This is a genomic window from Stutzerimonas sp. VN223-3 (genome assembly GCF_045999685.1).
Taxonomy (GTDB): domain Bacteria; phylum Pseudomonadota; class Gammaproteobacteria; order Pseudomonadales; family Pseudomonadaceae; genus Stutzerimonas; species Stutzerimonas stutzeri_AR.
Genome location: NZ_RBEC01000002.1, coordinates 1,063,288 through 1,080,051, shown reverse-complemented (window position 1 = coordinate 1,080,051; position 16,764 = coordinate 1,063,288). Strand labels below are relative to the sequence as shown.

Here is a 16,764-nt window from a genome sequence, read left to right as displayed (position 1 = left end):
AAGTGTTTGAAACATACGTTTAGCCCTGAGCGATGTCAAGCAGGGACCATGACGCCATTCGTCGGCGCCGCATCGGATACAGGTAAGGCCTGATGAAGTGAAAGCAAGCTCGCCGGGAGCGGACCCTGTCTTGGGGACGCGCAGCAACGCGGCTCGCAGAGAAACGAGAACAGACTTTGAATATTCGTGCCCGCAGATGGGGCGAGATAAAGCCGGCCGCGCAGGCCGGCTGCCGTCAGGCTTTGGTGTTGACCAGAGTGCCGAGCACTTCATCGGCGGTTTGCAGCATGCGCGCACCAGCCTTGGCTTCGTGCTCGCCGACCTTCATTTGCACGAGCTGCTCGGTGAGCTCGACCGTATCGGCCAACGCTTGGGAGTTGCCGGCTGCCGGCAATGTTTGTCCAGCGATTTCGGCGCCGGCCTGGTCGATACGCTGCTGCCCGGCCTGGTAGGCGCCAAGGCCGGCAGAGAGGAGGCTGTTATTGATCTGCATGGTGCTACTCCGCGCAATCAGGTAGCCATCATTGAAGCAGAGCCATCCTTCTGGCGCCAGTTCCACATCGCTATAACCACCCGTATTTCATTACCAAACATGGCATGACGGACAGTGAGCCTACGCGGGCACAAGCAGCACTCACTGTGCCTCAAGCGGCCGAAGATCGAGATATGGCGCCACCTCGCTGGGTCCCGCCGCTGCAAGACGCGGCACCCGCCCAAGACAAGGCGCCGCTAGACGCTCGGCAAGTGTCGCAAGGTTTTCCTCCAGCCGTGACGTTTCAGGCTCGACGATATTGGCGACCCAACCCGCTAGGCGCAGCCCGTCGCGCTCAATGGCTTCCGCACTGAGCACCGCATGATTAATGCAACCAAGGCGCACCCCAACCACCAGGATGACCGGTAGGCCTAACTGCACAGCGAGATCGGAAAGATTCTCGCGACCGGCCAACGGCACGCGCCAACCTCCCGCCCCCTCGACCAGCGAGAAGTCCGCCTGCAGTGCCAGCATCTGCCGGACAGGTTCGGCCAGGTGCACGACGCTCAGATCGATACCTGCCTCCCGCGCTGCCAGATGCGGTGCGATGGCCGGTTCGAAAGCGAACGGATTGACCTCCTCGTAGCGCATCGGCAGCGTGCATTCGCCGAGCAGCGCCAACGCATCGCCATTGCGCAGCCCTTCAGCCGTCACTTCACAGCCCGACGCCACCGGTTTCGCCGCAGCCGTGCTGAGCCCCGCCAGACGAGCCGCATGCAACAGGCCGGCCGCAATGGTGGTCTTGCCGCCTTCGGTATCGGTGCCGGTCACGAAAAAAGCAGCAGTCATGAAGATTCCTTGCGCAACACGCCGTAAACCACCTGATAGGTCGCCGGCAACCCGCTGGGCGTGCGGAAACGCTCATAGGCATCGATCAATGCGCGGATCCGCGCCCGACCGGTGAGCCCTCCGGGACGGCCGGGGTTGAGATTGTGCGCACCCAGCGCTTTGAGTTCACCGGTCAGCTGACGCAGTTCGGGGAAATGCAGCACCTGCGGCTGCACATCCAAACCAACCAGGCCCAAGCCACTGGATGCGCAGAGCTGCTGATACGTCTCGAAGGAGCGGAAACGATTGACGTGGGCGAAGCCATCCACCGCCTGCCAGCTGTCGCGCAGCTCCTGCAGCGTGCCGCTGCACAAGCTGCTGAAGGCGAAGACCCCGCCAGGATGCAGCACGCGCGCCGCCTCGCGCAGCACCGCGGCAAAGTCTTCGCACCACTGCAATGCCAGGCTGGAAAAGATCAATCCCACCGACTCGCCGCGTAGCGGTAGATATTCAGCGTCACCGGCCACGAAAGCAGCGGCACCGCCCAGCGGCCGCGCGTATCGCAACATGCCTTCGGCTATATCCAGCGCGAGGCCCTCACTGGCCGGGAAGCGGCTCGCCAGCGTCCGGGAGAAGTAGCCAGTGCCGCTGCCCAGGTCGAGCCAGCACGATGGCTGCAGCCCAGTGGGTAGTCGCTCGATCAACGCGTTGCCAACCGCCCGCTGCAATTCAGCCACGGCGTCATAGCTGGCGGCCGCACGGGAGAATGAAGCGGCGACCTGGCGCTTGTCGGGCAGCCCCGACTCGACGCTTGCCGGAATTAGAGTGGCCGGATCGCTCATGCGCCGGTTCCATTCATGAAAGCTACCATCGCAGCAGCGACGTCGTCGGCGCGCTCCAGCGGCAAGGCATGGCTGGCATCGTTCATTACTTCGGTTGTGACACCGGGCATCCAGGTGCGCAGCGCGGCGGCAGCAGCGACTGGCACCAACGCATCCCGTTCCGCAAAAATGTGCAGCTGCGGCCCGAAATAGCCGTGCAACGCACCGCGTCCATCCAATTGCGCCAGCAGTTGCAGGCCCGCATCCAATACTTCGGGGGGCAATTGCGATTGACTGACCTGTAGCTGCCGCGCAAGGGTTCGCGGATCAAAGCCACCACGGCTACAGAGCGAGCGGAAGCGCTTCAGGGTTTCCTCGGGATCGAGCTGGAACGCCTCATGAAATGCATCGAAAATGTCCGTAGCCATGGCCTCAGGCCACTGCGGGCGGGCACGGAAACAGGGATTGCTGGCGATGGTAATCAGCCCACGGCAGGTATCGATACGCCGCGCCGCCAGTTGGGTCGCCAACATGCCACCCAGCGACCAGCCGGCCAGCCAGCTGTCATGTGCCAGGCGCTGGCCAAGCTCATCGAGCCAGGCGTCCGCCGCGGCCGTTTGCGGCAAGGGCTCGATGACGACGTCGAGCGTCGGCGCCAGTTCGGTCAAGGCGTCGCACAACGGCTGCAACGCCGCCGGGCCGAATGCCCATCCGGGTAGCAAAATCAGCTGATTACGCATCCGCTTCAGGCTCCTCGGCCAATCGATTCCAGCATTCGGCCAGGATATCGAGCAGTCGTTCAACCTGCTCTTCGCTATGCGACGCACTGAAAGTGACGCGCAGCCTGGCACTGCCGGCCGGCACCGTTGGCGGACGGATGGCGCCAACCAGAATCCCACGCTCGCGCAACCCAGCGGAGAGTTTGAGGGCGCGCTCGCTGCTGCCGACCAGAATCGGCTGGATCGGCGTCGGGCTGTCCATCAGGGTCAGCCCGATTTCGGCAGCGCCTTGGCGGAAGCGTGAAATCAGCCGACTCAGATGCTCACGACGCCAGCTTTCGCTGCGCAACAGCTCAAGGCTTTTGAGTGTTGCGCAGGCAACCGCCGGCGGCTGGCTGGTGGTGTAGATATAGGGACGCGCGAACTGGATCAACGTTTCGATCAGCTCCTCGCTACCGGCGACGAAAGCCCCAGCAGTGCCGAAAGCCTTGCCGAGCGTGCCGACCAGTACCGGCACGTCATTCATGCCCAGCCCGAAATGCTCAGCGATGCCGCCACCGGTTTTGCCCAGCGGGCCGAAGCCATGGGCATCGTCCACCATTACCCAGGCGTTGCGGGTTTTCGCGGTGGCGCAGAGGGCTGGCAGATCAGCCAGATCGCCGTCCATGCTGAACACGCCGTCGGTGACCACCAGAGTGTTGCCGGTCGCCTTATCCAGGCGCTTGGCCAGGCTGTCTGCATCGTTGTGTAGATAGCGGGAGAAACGCGCACCGCTGAGCAGGCCGGCGTCGAGTAGCGAGGCATGATTGATGCGATCTTCGAGCACCGTATCGCCCTGCCCTACCAAGGCGGTCACCGCAGCCAGATTGGCCATATAGCCCGTGGAGAACAGCAATGCCCGGGGGCGACCGGTGAATTCGGCCAAGGCCTCTTCGAGCTGATGATGCGGCGTGCTATGACCCATCACCAGATGCGAAGCACCACCGCCCACGCCCCAACGCTCGGCACCCTTCTGCATGGCGCGGATCACCTCTGGATGAGAGGCAAGGCCGAGATAATCATTGGAACAGAACGCCAGCAGCGGCTCGCCATCGACCGTCACCTCCGGCTGCTGCGGGGTTTCCAGCAACGGACGTTGACGGTAGAGATGTGCAGCGCGGCGCTCGGCGAGACGGGAAGCGAGATCGAAAGGCAAAATTCAGTACCGTAGGAGCGAGCTTGCTCGCGAATGGGAGAGAGCGAAAGCTCCGCGAGCAAGCTCGCTCCTACCAAAGCGGGTCAAGCAGTGGCGTCATAGAACAGCTTGGAATCGCGCTGTTCGACCAGCGCCTGCTCGATGGCGGCCTGATGCACTTCATCGTCGTGCTCCTCGCGGGCTTCGGGCTGGATGCCCAGACGCTTGAACAGCAGCATGTCCTTGTCGGCCTGCGGGTTACCGGTGGTCAGCAGCTTCTCGCCGTAGAAGATCGAGTTGGCGCCTGCGAGGAAGGCTAGCGCTTGCATCTGCTCGTTCATCTGCTCGCGACCGGCAGACAGCCGCACGTGGGATTTGGGCATCATGATCCGCGCCACGGCGAGCATACGGATGAAGTCGAAGGGGTCGACGTCCTGCTCTTCGGCCAGCGGCGTGCCCTTCACTTTCACCAGCATATTGATCGGCACCGACTCCGGGTGCTCGGGCAGGTTGGCCAGCTGGATCAACAGGCCGGCGCGGTCATTCAGCGATTCGCCCATGCCGAGGATGCCGCCGGAGCAAATCTTCATACCCGACTCGCGCACATAGCTCAGCGTCTCCAGACGATCGGCGTAGGTGCGCGTGGTGATGATGTTGCCGTAGAACTCAGGCGAAGTGTCGAGGTTGTGGTTGTAGTAATCGAGACCGGCTTCGGCCAGCGCCTTGGTCTGCTCCTGGTCGAGCTTGCCGAGAGTCATGCAGGTTTCCAGCCCCAGCGCTTTCACCCCTTCGACCATCTTTAGCACGTAGGGCATGTCTTTGGCGGACGGATGCTTCCAGGCCGCGCCCATGCAGAAACGGGTCGAGCCGATGGCCTTGGCTTCGGCCGCTGCTTCCAGCACCTTCTGCACTTCCATCAGTTTTTCTTTATCGAGGCCGGTGTTGTAGTGGCCCGATTGCGGGCAATACTTGCAGTCTTCAGGGCAGGCGCCGGTCTTGATCGACAACAGCGTGGATACCTGGACGCGGTTGGCATCGAAGTGTTGGCGGTGCACGGCCTGGGCCTGAAACAACAGGTCATTGAAAGGCTGTTCGAAGAGCGCCTTGACTTCGGTGAGGCTCCAGTCGTGGCGAGTAACGGAAGCAGCAGTGGCGCTCATGGGGCATTCCTTGTACATAGGGGCTTGGCACGGATGCGAAATGGTTAGCCAAGCCGATGAAGCTGTCAACCTGGAACGGAATCATGGTTTACAACTGGTTAAAAATCGAACACGACTGCCAGCTTTGCGACGAGCGCTGCGAAACAGGCCAATCACTGTGTAGCCCCTGCGAGACCGAGCTCCCCTGGCTCGGCGGGCAGTGCTCGATCTGCGCGCTGCCGTTGCCTGCGACCGGACTGACCTGCGGTCAATGCCTCAAACAGCCACCAACGTTCGATCATGTTGCCGTGCCCTGGCGCTTCGACTTTCCGGTGGACAGTCTGATCACCCGTTTCAAGCATCAATCGCGCTGGCCACTTGGACGGTTGCTGGCCGAACACTTGGGCCGCCATCTGCAGCACGCTTTCGATGAAGGTCTGCCGCGCCCGGATACTCTCTTGCCCGTGCCGCTGGCGCGCAAGCGGCTGCGCCAGCGCGGCTTCAACCAGGCGCAGATGCTTGCCGACTGGTTGAGCCCCGTTCTGAAAATTCCTGTTCGAAATGAGCTACTGCAGCGCATTCAGGACACTCAATCGCAACAGCAACTGGATGCTGCCAGCCGACGCCGCAACCTGCGCCAAGCCTTCGCGCTCACTGACGAGCGGCAACTTGTCGGCCGACACGTCGCGATCATCGATGACGTGCTCACCACCGGCGCCACTGCAGAGGCACTGGCCCGCCTGCTGAAACGCGCCGGGGCCGCGCGAGTCGATATTTATTGCCTGGCGCGCACGCCGAAACCCGGCGAGTAGCCGGGCCGAGGCGCAGTTGTGTAAACCCACCAGTGCAATACACTGGCCGCCCCAGTTGCGGAGCCGACCATGAGCCACCCCTTCGACACACTCACGCCTGACCTTGTGCTCGATGCGGTGGAAAGCGCCGGTTTCATCAGCGATGCCCGTGTGTTGGCGTTGAACAGCTACGAAAACCGCGTCTATCAGGTCGGTATCGAGGACGAGACGCCGATCGTGGCGAAGTTCTATCGCCCCGGTCGCTGGAGCAATGAGTCCATATTGGAGGAGCATCGGTTCTCCAAGGAATTGTCTGACCGCGAGATTCCAGTAGTGGCGCCCTTGGAGCGCGACGGCGAAACGCTCTTCGAGCACGCCAGCTTTCGCTTCGCACTCTTCCCTCGTCGCGGCGGTCGCGCGCCGGAGCCGGGCAACCTCGACCAGCTCTACCGCCTCGGTCAGTTGCTGGGGCGCATGCATGCGGTGAGCGCCAGCCGCCCCTTCGAGCATCGTGAAACGCTCGGCGCGCAGAACTTCGGCCACGACTCGCTGGCGACCTTGCTCGACGGCGGCTTTATCCCGAAAAGTCTACTGCCGGCCTACGAATCGGTCGCCCGCGACCTGCTCAAGCGTGTCGATGAGGTCTTCGCCCGTACCGAATTCCAGCCGATTCGCCTGCATGGCGACTGTCACCCCGGCAACATCCTTGCGCGTGACGACGCCTTCCATCTGGTTGATCTGGACGATTGCCGCATGGGCCCGTCGGTGCAGGACATCTGGATGATGCTTGCGGGCGAACGTCATGAGCGGCTCGGGCAGTTGTCGGAGCTGGTCGACGGTTACAACGAATTCCACGATTTTGCCCCAGGTGAACTGCCACTGATCGAAGCCCTGCGTGCCCTGCGCCTGATGCACTACAGCGCCTGGCTGGCTCGCCGCTGGGACGACCCGGCCTTTCCGATGAGCTTTCCCTGGTTCGGCACCGAGCGCTACTGGGGCGACCAGATCCTTATCTTGCGCGAACAGATGTCGGCGCTGCAGGAAGAGCCGTTGAAGTTGTTCTAGAGGGGGTCGAAACGACCCTCGGTGGGCTGAAGCCCACCCTACCGACTGAGTGACTCCGTAGGGTGGGCTTCAGCCCACCGAGACGACACCAGTCTCCAGCGCTTTTGCCGGCGGCTCAGGCCTCTTCGATCAACCAATCCAGCCGCCACCCACCTTCGCTCTGCCCGAGCAGCTTGGCCAGCCAAGGCAGCAACTCGCGCAACTCTTCCTCCAGCCCCCACGGCGGATTACTGATGGCCAGGCCTGAGCCATTCAACCGCAGCGCATCATCGGTGGGGTGAACGAACAGCTCGGCGCGCAGCAGTTTCGGCGCACCGCTACGCGACAGGTCCTGGTAAAACCGCTTGAGCTGACGCTCATCCTTGATCGGATACCAGATCACGCCGATGGTCTGGCGCATGCGCCCCAGCGCTTCGGTCAGTGCTTGAACGCAGCGGCTCAGCTCGTCGGCCTTCTCGAACGGCGGATCGACCAGCAGCACAACACGCTTCTCCGCCGTCGGCATCAGCGCCCTAGGCACATACCAGCCCTCGCCCAGATGCACCGCGACGCGGTGGTCGCCAGTCATGTTGTCCTTCAGCAGACGGCCATCTTCCGGATGCTTCTCGTTGAGCTGCAAGCGATCCTGCGGGCGTGTCAGCTGTCGCGCCAGTTCCGGCGAGCCAGGGTAATAACGCAGCGCGCCGTCAGGGTTGAGCGCGCGGATCACGTTCAGATAACTCTCCGCCATCGCCGGCACGTCACCGACCTGCCACAGGCGCGCGATACCTTGCAGCCACTCGCCGGTACGACTGGCCTGGTCGCCGGCCAGGTCATACAGACCGACACCGGCATGGCTGTCGAGATAGGCGAGCGGCGCTTCCTTGCGGGCGAGCAGGGCAAACAGCCGGGACAAGACGAGATGTTTGAACACGTCGGCGTGGTTGCCGGCATGGAAAGCGTGGCGGTAATTCATCGATCACTCCTGAAGAGCGCACAGTCTAACTGCGCGGCGGCGCGAATCAGAGGGGTAACGCGCAACCGGTTGCAGCCGCCCGATACAGCGCTCAGTTGCTGCTAAAGTGGCTACGCCCGCTCAAGCAGCAGACAAGGACACCAGCATGGACATACGCGACCTCTTCGACATCTCATTGCCGATCATCCAGGCGCCGATGGCTGGCGCGCAGAATCATCAGCTGGCAGCGGCGGTGTCCACCGCGGGCGGGCTCGGCTCGGTCCCCGCCGGCATGCTCGCAGCCGAGGTACTGGACGCCGAGCTCACCGCGATGGCGGCGCTGACCGACAAGCCTTACAACGTCAATTTCTTCTGCCACCGAACACCTGCAGCTGACCCTCGACGCGACGAAGCCTGGCTGGCGATGCTGATGCCTTTTCTGCAGGAGCTGCAGATCGATCCGGCGAGCATACCCAGCGGCGCGACACGCAAACCTTTCGACGCTGCGATGGCCAACGTGATCGAGCGTCATCGCCCGGCCGTGGTCAGCTTTCACTTCGGCCTGCCTGCGCCGGACCTGCTGCAACGCGTGCGCGCCACCGGTGCGAAGATTCTTTCCAGCGCCACGACCATTGAAGAAGGCCTCTGGCTACAGGCTCAAGGCGTCGACGCAGTGATTGCCCAGGGACTCGAAGCCGGTGGTCACCGCGGCATGTTTCTCAGCGACGACATCGATAGCCAAGTCGGTATCCTGGCGCTACTGCCGCAACTGGTCGCCGCGCTGGACATACCCGTGATCGCAGCCGGTGGCATTGCCGACGCGCGTGGTGTCGCGGCGGCGCAGGCACTCGGCGCGGCAGGCGTGCAGGTCGGCACCGCCTATCTATTGTGCGATGAGAGTCGCATCAGCCAATTGCACCGCCAGGCGCTGCAAAGCCCCGCGGCGCATAACACCGTGCTGACCACCTTGTTCTCCGGTCGCCCTGCTCGCGGCATCGTCAATCGCCTGATTCAGGAGCTCGGCCCTCGGCCCGACGCGGTTCCGACATTCCCCCTGGCTGGTAACGCAATCAGTGTTTTGCGCGCCAAGGCAGAAAGCCAGGGACTCGACCATTATTCGCCGCTCTGGGCTGGTCAGAATGTCAGCGGGTGCCGATCAATCCCCGCCGCAGAGTTGACCGCTGCGCTGACGGTCGGTTGGCGCGCTTGAGCGGAGCCCACGCCGGCACCACCAGGTGTCGGAGCCGGGTCGACGGGAGTCGTCCAACGAGTAGACTGGTGTTGTCTTCGTTGCGAACGGACCGGTTATGACCGTGCTGATCAACGCTCTGGTATTTCTCGCTACCCTGGCCGGGATGGAGCTGTTTGCCTGGTGGGCGCACAAGTACGTCATGCACGGCTGGGGCTGGGGCTGGCACCGCTCGCACCATGAGCCGCGTGACGGTTGGTTCGAGAAGAATGATCTGTATGCGGTGGTCTTCGCCGGGGTCGCTATCGCCCTGATCGCGCTGGGTACTGCCGGCTATGGCCCGCTGGAGTGGATCGGTGCCGGCATGACCGCCTATGGTTTTCTGTATTTCGTCGCCCATGACGGGTTGGTGCATCACCGCTGGCCGCTGCGCTACGTGCCGCGCAACGGATATCTCAAGCGGCTTTACCAGGCTCACCGCCTGCACCACGCGGTAGAAGGCAAGGAGCGTTGCGTGTCCTTTGGCTTTCTCTACGCGCCGCCGCTGCCCGTTCTCAAACAGCAATTGCGCGAGCTGCACGACGGGCCGTTACGCAAGGCTAGCGTGGACGCTTCCACAGCGAATCGGGACGCGGCCTGAGCTGCATTCCTCGCGAAACCAACGCCAGCACGCCACCGCCGAGCAGGAATTGCAGCTTCTGCACTTTGCTGGTCGAGACCCGCGCGTCCCAAGCCGCCGCACCGCGTGCCTTCACCTCGATGCCGATCTGGCGGTAAACGCCGTGTGCCGTGGCGATCGACCAGGCCGAGCGCAATGGCAGATCGCGTAGCCCCTGCGACGCGGATTGGTAATAAGGCTCGGCCAGATCGATCAGCCGTGCCGCTAATATCGCCAGTGCAGCTCTGTGCTGCGGCAGACTGACTTCATCGACTGGAATCCCAGCTTCGGCCAGCCACTCCGTTGGTAAGTAGACGCGCCCGATTTCGGCATCCTCGACGATATCGCGCGCAATATTGGTCAGCTGAAAGGCCAGCCCCAGATCGCAGGCGCGATCCAGCGTCGCTTCCCCTTCGGCGCCCATCACTCGCGCCATCATCAAACCGACCACGCCGGCCACGCGATAGCAGTACAGCAGCGTGTCGTCGAGGGTCTGGTAGCGGTACTCCTGCACATCCATGCGAAAGCCGGCCAAGTGCTCCAGCGGGTAATCCCTGGGAATTTGGTGCCGCTGAACCACCTGCTGAAACGCAGCGAATGCCGGATCGCTCATGGGCTCGCCTGCGTAGGCGCGCTCGGTGAGGCTCACTAGTTCCGCCAGCCATGCCTCGCCAGTCGAGCGATCCCCATCGACCTGACCGTGGCCCAGCGTCTGCCCATCGATCACATCGTCGCAATGACGGCACCAGGCGTAGAGCATCACCGCACTTTGGCGAGTACGCTCGTCGAACAGTTTCGCCGCGGCGGCGAAGCTCTTGGAGCCGACGTTGATTGCCTGGGTCGAATGGTCGATGACCTGGTCGTTCATCGCGTCAGATCCTCCAGCATCAGCCCGGCAGTGGCCTTGGCCGAGCCCACCACGCCAGGTACACCCGCGCCGGGATGGGTGCCGGCGCCGACGATATAGAGGTTGGGAATCACGTCATCGCGGTTGTGCGGGCGGAACCAGGCGCTCTGGGTAAGGATCGGCTCCAGCGAAAACGCCGAACCGAGATGCGCATTGAGTTCATCACGGAAATCGTGCGGGGTGAAGATTCGGTGGGTCACCAGATCTTCCCGTAGGCCTGGAATGTAGTGGCGCTCCAAGTATTCAAAAATGCGGTCGCGGTACTTCGGCCCTTCCACTGACCAGTCGATATTTGCCGTGCCCAGATGCGGCACTGGCGCCAGCACGTAATGACTGGCGCAGCCTTCTGGAGCCAACGATGGATCGGTGACACAGGGCGCATGCAGATAAAGGGAAAAGTCATCGGCCAGGGTTTCGCGCTTGAAGATCTCGTCGATCAGCTCCCGGTAGCGCGGACCGAAGCAGACGGTGTGGTGCTGCAAGTGCTCGTGGCGGCGCTTGAGCCCGAAGTGAATGACGAACAGCGACATGGAAAATCGCTTGCCGGAGAGCCGCTTGGCCTCGTCACGACCGCGCGGCTCATGGCCGAGCAGCTGCTTGTAGGTATTCACCACATCTGCGTTGGAGGCCACCGCATCGGTGTCGAAGCGGCGGCCGTCCTGCGTGATCACCGTATCCGCCCGTCCCCCGGACAACTCAATGCGTGCCACTTCAGCATTCAGCTCCATCCTGCCGCCAAGATCCTCGAACAGCTCGACCATGCCCTGCACCAGCGCACCGGTGCCACCGCGGGGAAACCAGACGTCGCCCTGCCGTTCCAGTGCATGGATCAACGCATAGATCGACGATGTCTCGAACGGGTTGCCACCCACCAGCAGCGAATGGAAGGACAACGCCTGACGCAACCGCTCGTTCTCCACGAAGCGCGCCACCATGCTGTACACGTTGCGCCAGGCCTGCAGTTTGGCCAACTGCGGAGCGACCCCAATCATGCTGCGAAACGACAGGAAGGGCACGGTGCCGAGCTTGACGTAGCCCTCCTCATACACCGCGCGGGAATAGGCAAGAAAGCGCTGGTAGCCGGCCACGTCCTTCGGATTGAGCGCATGGATCTGCCGATCCAACGCGGCCTGGTCGTTGACGTAATCGAAGCTATAGCCGTCCTCCCAGCACAGCCGGTAGAAAGGGCTGACCGGCAGCAGCTCGACGTAATCGGCCATACGCTTGGCAGCGCCGGTGAAGAGCTCTTCCAAGGCCGGCGGATCGGTGATCACCGTCGGCCCGGCGTCGAAGGTAAAGCCTTGATCGTGATAGACGTACGCGCGACCGCCCGGCTTGTCGCGTTTCTCCAGCAGCGTGGTCTGCACGCCGCTGCGCTGCAGGCGGATCGCCAACGCCAGGCCGCCAAATCCGGCGCCGATCACTACGGCCCGTTTGGGCGCAACGTCTGTTGCCTCGTTCATCGCTTGTCCTTGTGGTGCAGATTACAGGCGGCCAGCGCGCGCAGCGCCTCACCCACCGGCACGGGAGGTTTGCCCGAGACGATGCGCAAGCGGTCCCAGATAGTCAGGTTCGCGGTGTAGAAGCGCTGGATGAGCGGTTCGCGCAGGCGGTAGAAGCGCTGCATCACCGCCCAGCGGCGATCGGCCGGGCCAGCCAGAAACAGCATGCGATTGAGCAGGCGGAAGAAGCCACGCTGGCGCCACTGCAACAGCGAATATTCGCGTATCGCCGAGAACAGCTCGGGGGCGCTCCAGCGATCCAGCGCTATCAGGTGGTCGACAAGGCGTACGGCATCAGGCAATGAATAGCCTGTAGTGGGATGAAACAGTGCAGCGGCCAAGCCGATCTGCGGCACACCGCGGGCTTCATCCCAGAACGCGGGTAAGTCACCGGACAGCACGATAGGCAGCACGCCCTGCTCTTCACGCAGCAACTCGGCAATCGCCCAGCCGCGCCCGCGCGCATAGTCGGCAATATTGCGCCGCAGCGTATCGAGTGCCACCGCGTCGCCGTCGGCGTAATAGGTGTCCTCGATCAATAACCTGTCGGGGCCGAGCGGCAGCACATAGATGAAGCGATAACCGTCCTGCTGCGCCACGCTGGCGTCCATGATGATTGGCATCTGCAGCCCGTGCGGCTGGCTCAGCTGCAGTTCCTGACCGAGAAACTTCTGGAAGCCCAGCGCAAGGTGATGGCTTCGTCGCGCGCCGCGGCCGTCGATCACCGCGCCGGCCTGCAAGGTTTCGCCTGAGGCCAAACGCACCTGCTGCGGGCCGACCTCTGCAACCTCGACGTTCAACCAGACGCTGTCGACCAGATCGGCCATCAGGCATTGATGAAAGCGCTCCGAAAAGATGCTCGCGTAGCCGCTGTCGAGACACCGCTTGAACGCCGGAAAGATCACTTCGTAGCCCGGCCAGCGGTTGCCCACCAACGGCTCCAGCCAGGCATGCTGCGCCAACGCCAGGTCATGCTGATGGAAGGACCATGTGTGGTTGCCACCCAGGGTCGCGCCTCGCTCGAGGACCAGCACACGCAAGTCTGGACGCCGTTGACGCAGACGCCAGGCCAGCAAACCGTTGGCCAGACCGCCACCAACCAGAATCAGGTCCGGATCAGCCATGGTTCGCCCTCTCGGTCCGTGGCTGGTCGATGCCTAGCGCCTCTTCGATAAGTTGCGCTGCACGGGGCGCACCGCCGCCCGCGCGGACTTCGGCACCGAGGGTCTGCGCGCGCTGGCCGAAGCTCGGCTCGCGTAACAACCGGCGCAACGCCTGCACGATGCGTCGACGGCTAGCCCATCTCCGATCGAGACGCAGACCGACCCCCGCGTGTACAACGCGTGCCGCGACACCCGGCTGATCGAAGGCAATCGGCAGCGCCAGGCTCGGCACGCCCGCTTCAAGTGCATCGAGTACGGTATTGAGCCCGGCATGGGTGATCAACGCATCGGCCCGCGCCAACACGGCACGTTGCGGCGCGAAATCGGTAACCCAACTGGCGCCGGCCTTGAGCAATCGTTCTTCCTGTGTCGCATCGAGGCGGCCGCAATGCGCGATCAGCAATTGCACGTCGAGCTCGCGACACGCCTCGGCGATGCGCTGGAACAAACCGAGGCGATCTCCCTGCAAGGTGCCCAGCGAGGCGAAGACGAACGGCCTGCCGGTCGCCACCGGGATATCCAATACGCCCTCGGTGGCCAGCACCGAACGCAGCGGGCCGACCGCGTGGAAACACGCTGGCAGGGATTGGCGAGGAAAGTCGAAGCCGGGGGTGGTCTGGCTCAGCTGCAGCAAGGGCGACAGGCATTCATCGAGGCGCTCTCGCGGTGGCAAACCAAACGCTGCCGCATGACGGGCGATCACCTTTGCATGCGCCTGCATCGCTCGATCGTAAACGCGGCTGCTATGGTGGTTCAGCTGCTCACCCCAGGCCGTGGCTCGATAACGCCAGGGCATCACCGGCAGCGGCACTTGCGCTTCACGATTGACCGGCAGCGCACAGGCCACCGAGACGAGCGGCAGCCGGAGATGCTCGGCGACCAGTCCGCCCGCCGGTTCCATCTGATCGGCAATAAGCGCTTCGGCGCCTATCGAACGCAGCACCGCCGGCGCGTCGCGACAGAGCATGTCGGTCGCAGCTGCCATATCGGCTATGACTCGGCGAATCCCCCAGGGCCCACCGGGACGTGCGGCGCGATCGATCGCTGATTTAAGCGATCCCGGCGGATGCGAACCGAGGCCGACCGCAGCAAAACCCAGCTGCGAATGGCGCAACGCAGCCCCGATGTCCGCTTGCTGCACGAATGTGACACGGTGACCGCGCGCGAGCAGCTCGGCAGCGATCGCTTCCATGGCGCACAGGTGGCTGTGAAACGGCAGCGCAATCACCGCGAAATGGGTCATCGAACCGCACCCCGCCAGCGGCGAACTAAGCGCACCCGTGAGCGCATCAGGGCGCGGACGGATCGAAGGGCGGTAGCAGCGGCGCCCGCCTCAGAGCTACAAGATCAGCCGAGCCGGTACAGAAGCAGGCGATACGCAGCTGCTCGATCAGCACCTGAAAATGCTCGATGACCGCCTGCGGACCGAGCAGCGCCGCTTCAAGCACACCCGCGGCTTGGCCGACGACATTAGCGCCCAGGCGTATCGCCTTCGCCGCTTCGATCCCATCGCGAATGCCGCCGGACGCAATCAGCCGCGCATCGGGACAGGCCCGACGCACCGCCGCAATCGCCTGGGCGGTGGGGATGCCCCAGCCAACGAATGCCTGAGCAACGGCGCGCTGCTGCGGATCCGCAGTACGCTCGGCCTCGACGGCCGCCCAGCTGGTGCCACCGGCGCCCGCCACGTCGATGACCGAAACGCCGGCATCGAGCAGACGCCGCGCCACGCCTGCCGAAATGCCCGCTCCCACCTCCTTGGCCACCAGCGGTACCGGCAACCGCGAGGCGAGCGCTTCGATGGCATTCAACACGCCGCGCCAATCGCGGTCGCCACCGATCTGCACGGCTTCCTGCAGCGGATTGAGATGAATGATCAGCGCATCGGCCTGGATCATGTCCACGGCACGCTGCGCCTCGTCCAGGCCATAGCCCGCCGCCAACTGCGCGGCGCCGAAATTGGCCAACAACGGAATACTAGGCGCCAGCTGGCGCAACTGATGAGTCAACCCCTGATCCGCACCGGTTTCCAGCGCGATGCGCTGCGAGCCCACGGCCAGAGCGATACCCAGCACCTCGGCGGCTTCGGCCAGGTGTCGGTTGATCTGCGTCGCCCGCGCCGCACCGCCCGTCATCGAACTGATCAGCAGCGGCGCGGCCAGCGTTCTGCCAAACAAGGAGGTCCGAATATCCACCTGATCCAGGCGCAACTCCGGTAGCGCGCAGTGCTCGAAGGTCAGTGCAGCGAAACCCGTTTCCGCTCGTGAACAGGCGCGGCGAGGGTCAAGAACGATATCCAGATGATCGTTCTTGCGTGCCGCGAGAAGCTCTTTGCTCATACAGCGCCTCGTTCGAATGACCTTATGTGGACGGATGCGGTCAGTAAAAGTGCCCATTACTTATACATACTGTATAAGTTTTGTCACAGTTTCCAAACCACACGGGAGGCGCCATGGCCACCGCTATGTCGAGCATGCAACCTCATTTCGAGCAGATGCTCAGCGCGTTGCGTACGCGGGTCGACGACAGACTGGATCAAAGGCTGCCTCCATGCCCCGCGCATGACCTCATCGGACTTGCCATGCGCGATGGCACGCTGGCACCTGGCAAGCGCATCCGCCCATTGCTGCTGTTGTTGGCGCTCCAGGATCTGCAGCAGGAGCAAACCGTCGATGCCGCACTCGATCTCGCCTGCGCACTGGAAATGGTGCACGCCGCCTCGCTTTTTCTCGATGACATGCCCTGTATGGACAATGCCGAACTGCGCCGCGGCCGGCCGACCATTCACCTGCAGTTCGGCGAGGACATCGCAGTGCTCAGCTCGGTCGCGTTACTCAGCCATGCCTTCAGCATAGCGGCATCGGCCGAGGGCATCGGCGATTCGCTGCGCAACCAGCTGGTGCGGCTGCTCGCTCAGGCCACCGGCGCGCAGGGGCTGGTTCGCGGCCAATACCACGATCTACGCGAAGGCCATCGAGTAAGACCGCTGGAGGCCATCGCCCACACCAATCGGCTTAAGACGTGCCCATTGTTCACAGCCGCACTTGGATTCGCCGCCCTGCTGGGAGCCGCCGACGCCAGCCGCACGTGTCATCTGAACGGCTTCGCCACCGAGTTGGGGCTGGCCTTCCAGCTGCTCGACGATCTGGCCGACGGTCTCACACCGCAACAGACCGGCAAGGATACCGGCAAGGACCGTGGCAAAAGCACCGTCGTCGCCCTGCTCGGCCCAGAGGCGGCGCGCCAGCATCTCGAGGACCATTTGGCCCGTGCAGAACAGCACTTGATCGATACCGGGCTCGGTGGCGGATACCTGGCCCAGCTGCTTGAATATTGCTGCGCACGGCCATACTGAAGCGGGCCAGGCAAGCGCCAAGAAACGCTGCTGTGTCGCTCCATCAC

General features: G+C 63.4%; 17 protein-coding genes. 5 read left to right on the top strand and 12 right to left on the bottom strand.

Annotated features, from left to right (window positions below):
* Nucleotides 1-235 precede the first annotated feature (235 nt).
* The 6 genes from D7241_RS13645 to bioB form a co-directional block, all read right to left on the bottom strand.
* On the bottom strand, nt 236-493 hold the full coding sequence (locus tag D7241_RS13645) for a hypothetical protein (RefSeq protein ID WP_255977643.1): 258 nt from the start codon (nt 491-493) through the stop codon (nt 236-238).
* 141 nt (nt 494-634) lie between these two features.
* Nucleotides 635-1,321, bottom strand: coding sequence for a dethiobiotin synthase (gene bioD, locus D7241_RS13640; protein ID WP_408101962.1), 687 nt, complete (start codon nt 1,319-1,321; stop codon nt 635-637).
* Nucleotides 1,318-2,142: a malonyl-ACP O-methyltransferase BioC gene (bioC, locus tag D7241_RS13635; protein ID WP_408101961.1), complete on the bottom strand. Its 825-nt coding sequence runs from the start codon at nt 2,140-2,142 to the stop codon at nt 1,318-1,320. The genes bioD and bioC overlap by 4 nt, the downstream gene beginning before the upstream one ends.
* A complete protein-coding gene (locus tag D7241_RS13630) occupies nt 2,139-2,861 on the bottom strand; it encodes an alpha/beta fold hydrolase (RefSeq protein ID WP_408101960.1) in 723 nt (240 codons plus the stop codon). Before D7241_RS13630 ends, bioC begins: the two co-directional genes overlap by 4 nt.
* Nucleotides 2,854-4,035: an 8-amino-7-oxononanoate synthase gene (bioF, locus tag D7241_RS13625; RefSeq protein ID WP_408101959.1), complete on the bottom strand. Its 1,182-nt coding sequence runs from the start codon at nt 4,033-4,035 to the stop codon at nt 2,854-2,856. Before bioF ends, D7241_RS13630 begins: the two co-directional genes overlap by 8 nt.
* 83 nt (nt 4,036-4,118) lie before the next feature.
* A complete protein-coding gene (gene bioB / locus D7241_RS13620; RefSeq protein ID WP_408101958.1) occupies nt 4,119-5,174 on the bottom strand; it encodes a biotin synthase BioB in 1,056 nt (351 codons plus the stop codon).
* An 83-nt stretch (nt 5,175-5,257) separates the two neighbouring features.
* On the opposite strand from bioB, the gene D7241_RS13615 reads away from it, so the two are divergent.
* Nucleotides 5,258-5,965 carry a ComF family protein gene (locus tag D7241_RS13615; RefSeq protein WP_408101957.1) on the top strand — a complete coding sequence of 236 codons (708 nt, stop codon included), beginning with the start codon at nt 5,258-5,260 and terminating at the stop codon, nt 5,963-5,965.
* Between the two features lie 69 nt (nt 5,966-6,034).
* Nucleotides 6,035-7,009: a serine/threonine protein kinase gene (locus D7241_RS13610; protein ID WP_408101956.1), complete on the top strand. Its 975-nt coding sequence runs from the start codon at nt 6,035-6,037 to the stop codon at nt 7,007-7,009.
* Nucleotides 7,010-7,124: 115 nt separating this feature from the next.
* On the opposite strand, the gene D7241_RS13605 is transcribed toward D7241_RS13610, so the two are convergent.
* Complete coding sequence (locus D7241_RS13605) at nt 7,125-7,964, bottom strand: 23S rRNA (adenine(2030)-N(6))-methyltransferase RlmJ (protein ID WP_408101955.1); 840 nt, start codon at nt 7,962-7,964, stop codon at nt 7,125-7,127.
* A 145-nt stretch (nt 7,965-8,109) separates the two neighbouring features.
* On the opposite strand from D7241_RS13605, the gene D7241_RS13600 reads away from it, so the two are divergent.
* Nucleotides 8,110-9,153, top strand: coding sequence for an NAD(P)H-dependent flavin oxidoreductase (locus tag D7241_RS13600; protein WP_408101954.1), 1,044 nt, complete (start codon nt 8,110-8,112; stop codon nt 9,151-9,153).
* Between the two features lie 97 nt (nt 9,154-9,250).
* Nucleotides 9,251-9,772 (top strand): sterol desaturase family protein, encoded by a 522-nt coding sequence (locus tag D7241_RS13595; protein WP_255977663.1) that lies wholly within the window; start codon nt 9,251-9,253, stop codon nt 9,770-9,772.
* Here D7241_RS13595 and D7241_RS13590 read toward each other — a convergent pair.
* Genes D7241_RS13590 through fni form a run of 5 tightly spaced genes read right to left on the bottom strand, consistent with a single transcriptional unit; the run spans nt 9,732 to nt 15,701 of the window.
* The gene (locus D7241_RS13590; RefSeq protein WP_408101953.1) at nt 9,732-10,658 is read right to left on the bottom strand and encodes a phytoene/squalene synthase family protein; all 927 of its coding nucleotides are present in this window, start codon (nt 10,656-10,658) and stop codon (nt 9,732-9,734) included. The two genes, D7241_RS13595 and D7241_RS13590, sit on opposite strands and share 41 nt — an antisense overlap.
* On the bottom strand, nt 10,655-12,160 hold the full coding sequence (locus tag D7241_RS13585) for a phytoene desaturase (protein WP_408101952.1): 1,506 nt from the start codon (nt 12,158-12,160) through the stop codon (nt 10,655-10,657). Before D7241_RS13585 ends, D7241_RS13590 begins: the two co-directional genes overlap by 4 nt.
* The gene (gene crtY, locus D7241_RS13580) at nt 12,157-13,323 is read right to left on the bottom strand and encodes a lycopene beta-cyclase CrtY (RefSeq protein ID WP_408101951.1); all 1,167 of its coding nucleotides are present in this window, start codon (nt 13,321-13,323) and stop codon (nt 12,157-12,159) included. The genes D7241_RS13585 and crtY overlap by 4 nt, the downstream gene beginning before the upstream one ends.
* The gene (locus D7241_RS13575) at nt 13,316-14,605 is read right to left on the bottom strand and encodes a glycosyltransferase (RefSeq protein ID WP_408101950.1); all 1,290 of its coding nucleotides are present in this window, start codon (nt 14,603-14,605) and stop codon (nt 13,316-13,318) included. Before D7241_RS13575 ends, crtY begins: the two co-directional genes overlap by 8 nt.
* A gap of 46 nt (nt 14,606-14,651) precedes the next feature.
* Entirely contained in the window at nt 14,652-15,701 is a 1,050-nt protein-coding gene (gene fni, locus D7241_RS13570; protein ID WP_408101949.1) for a type 2 isopentenyl-diphosphate Delta-isomerase, read from the bottom strand.
* 113 nt (nt 15,702-15,814) lie between these two features.
* On the opposite strand from fni, the gene D7241_RS13565 reads away from it, so the two are divergent.
* Nucleotides 15,815-16,717 carry a polyprenyl synthetase family protein gene (locus tag D7241_RS13565; protein WP_408101948.1) on the top strand — a complete coding sequence of 301 codons (903 nt, stop codon included), beginning with the start codon at nt 15,815-15,817 and terminating at the stop codon, nt 16,715-16,717.
* The last annotated feature ends 47 nt before the right edge of the window (nt 16,718-16,764 follow it).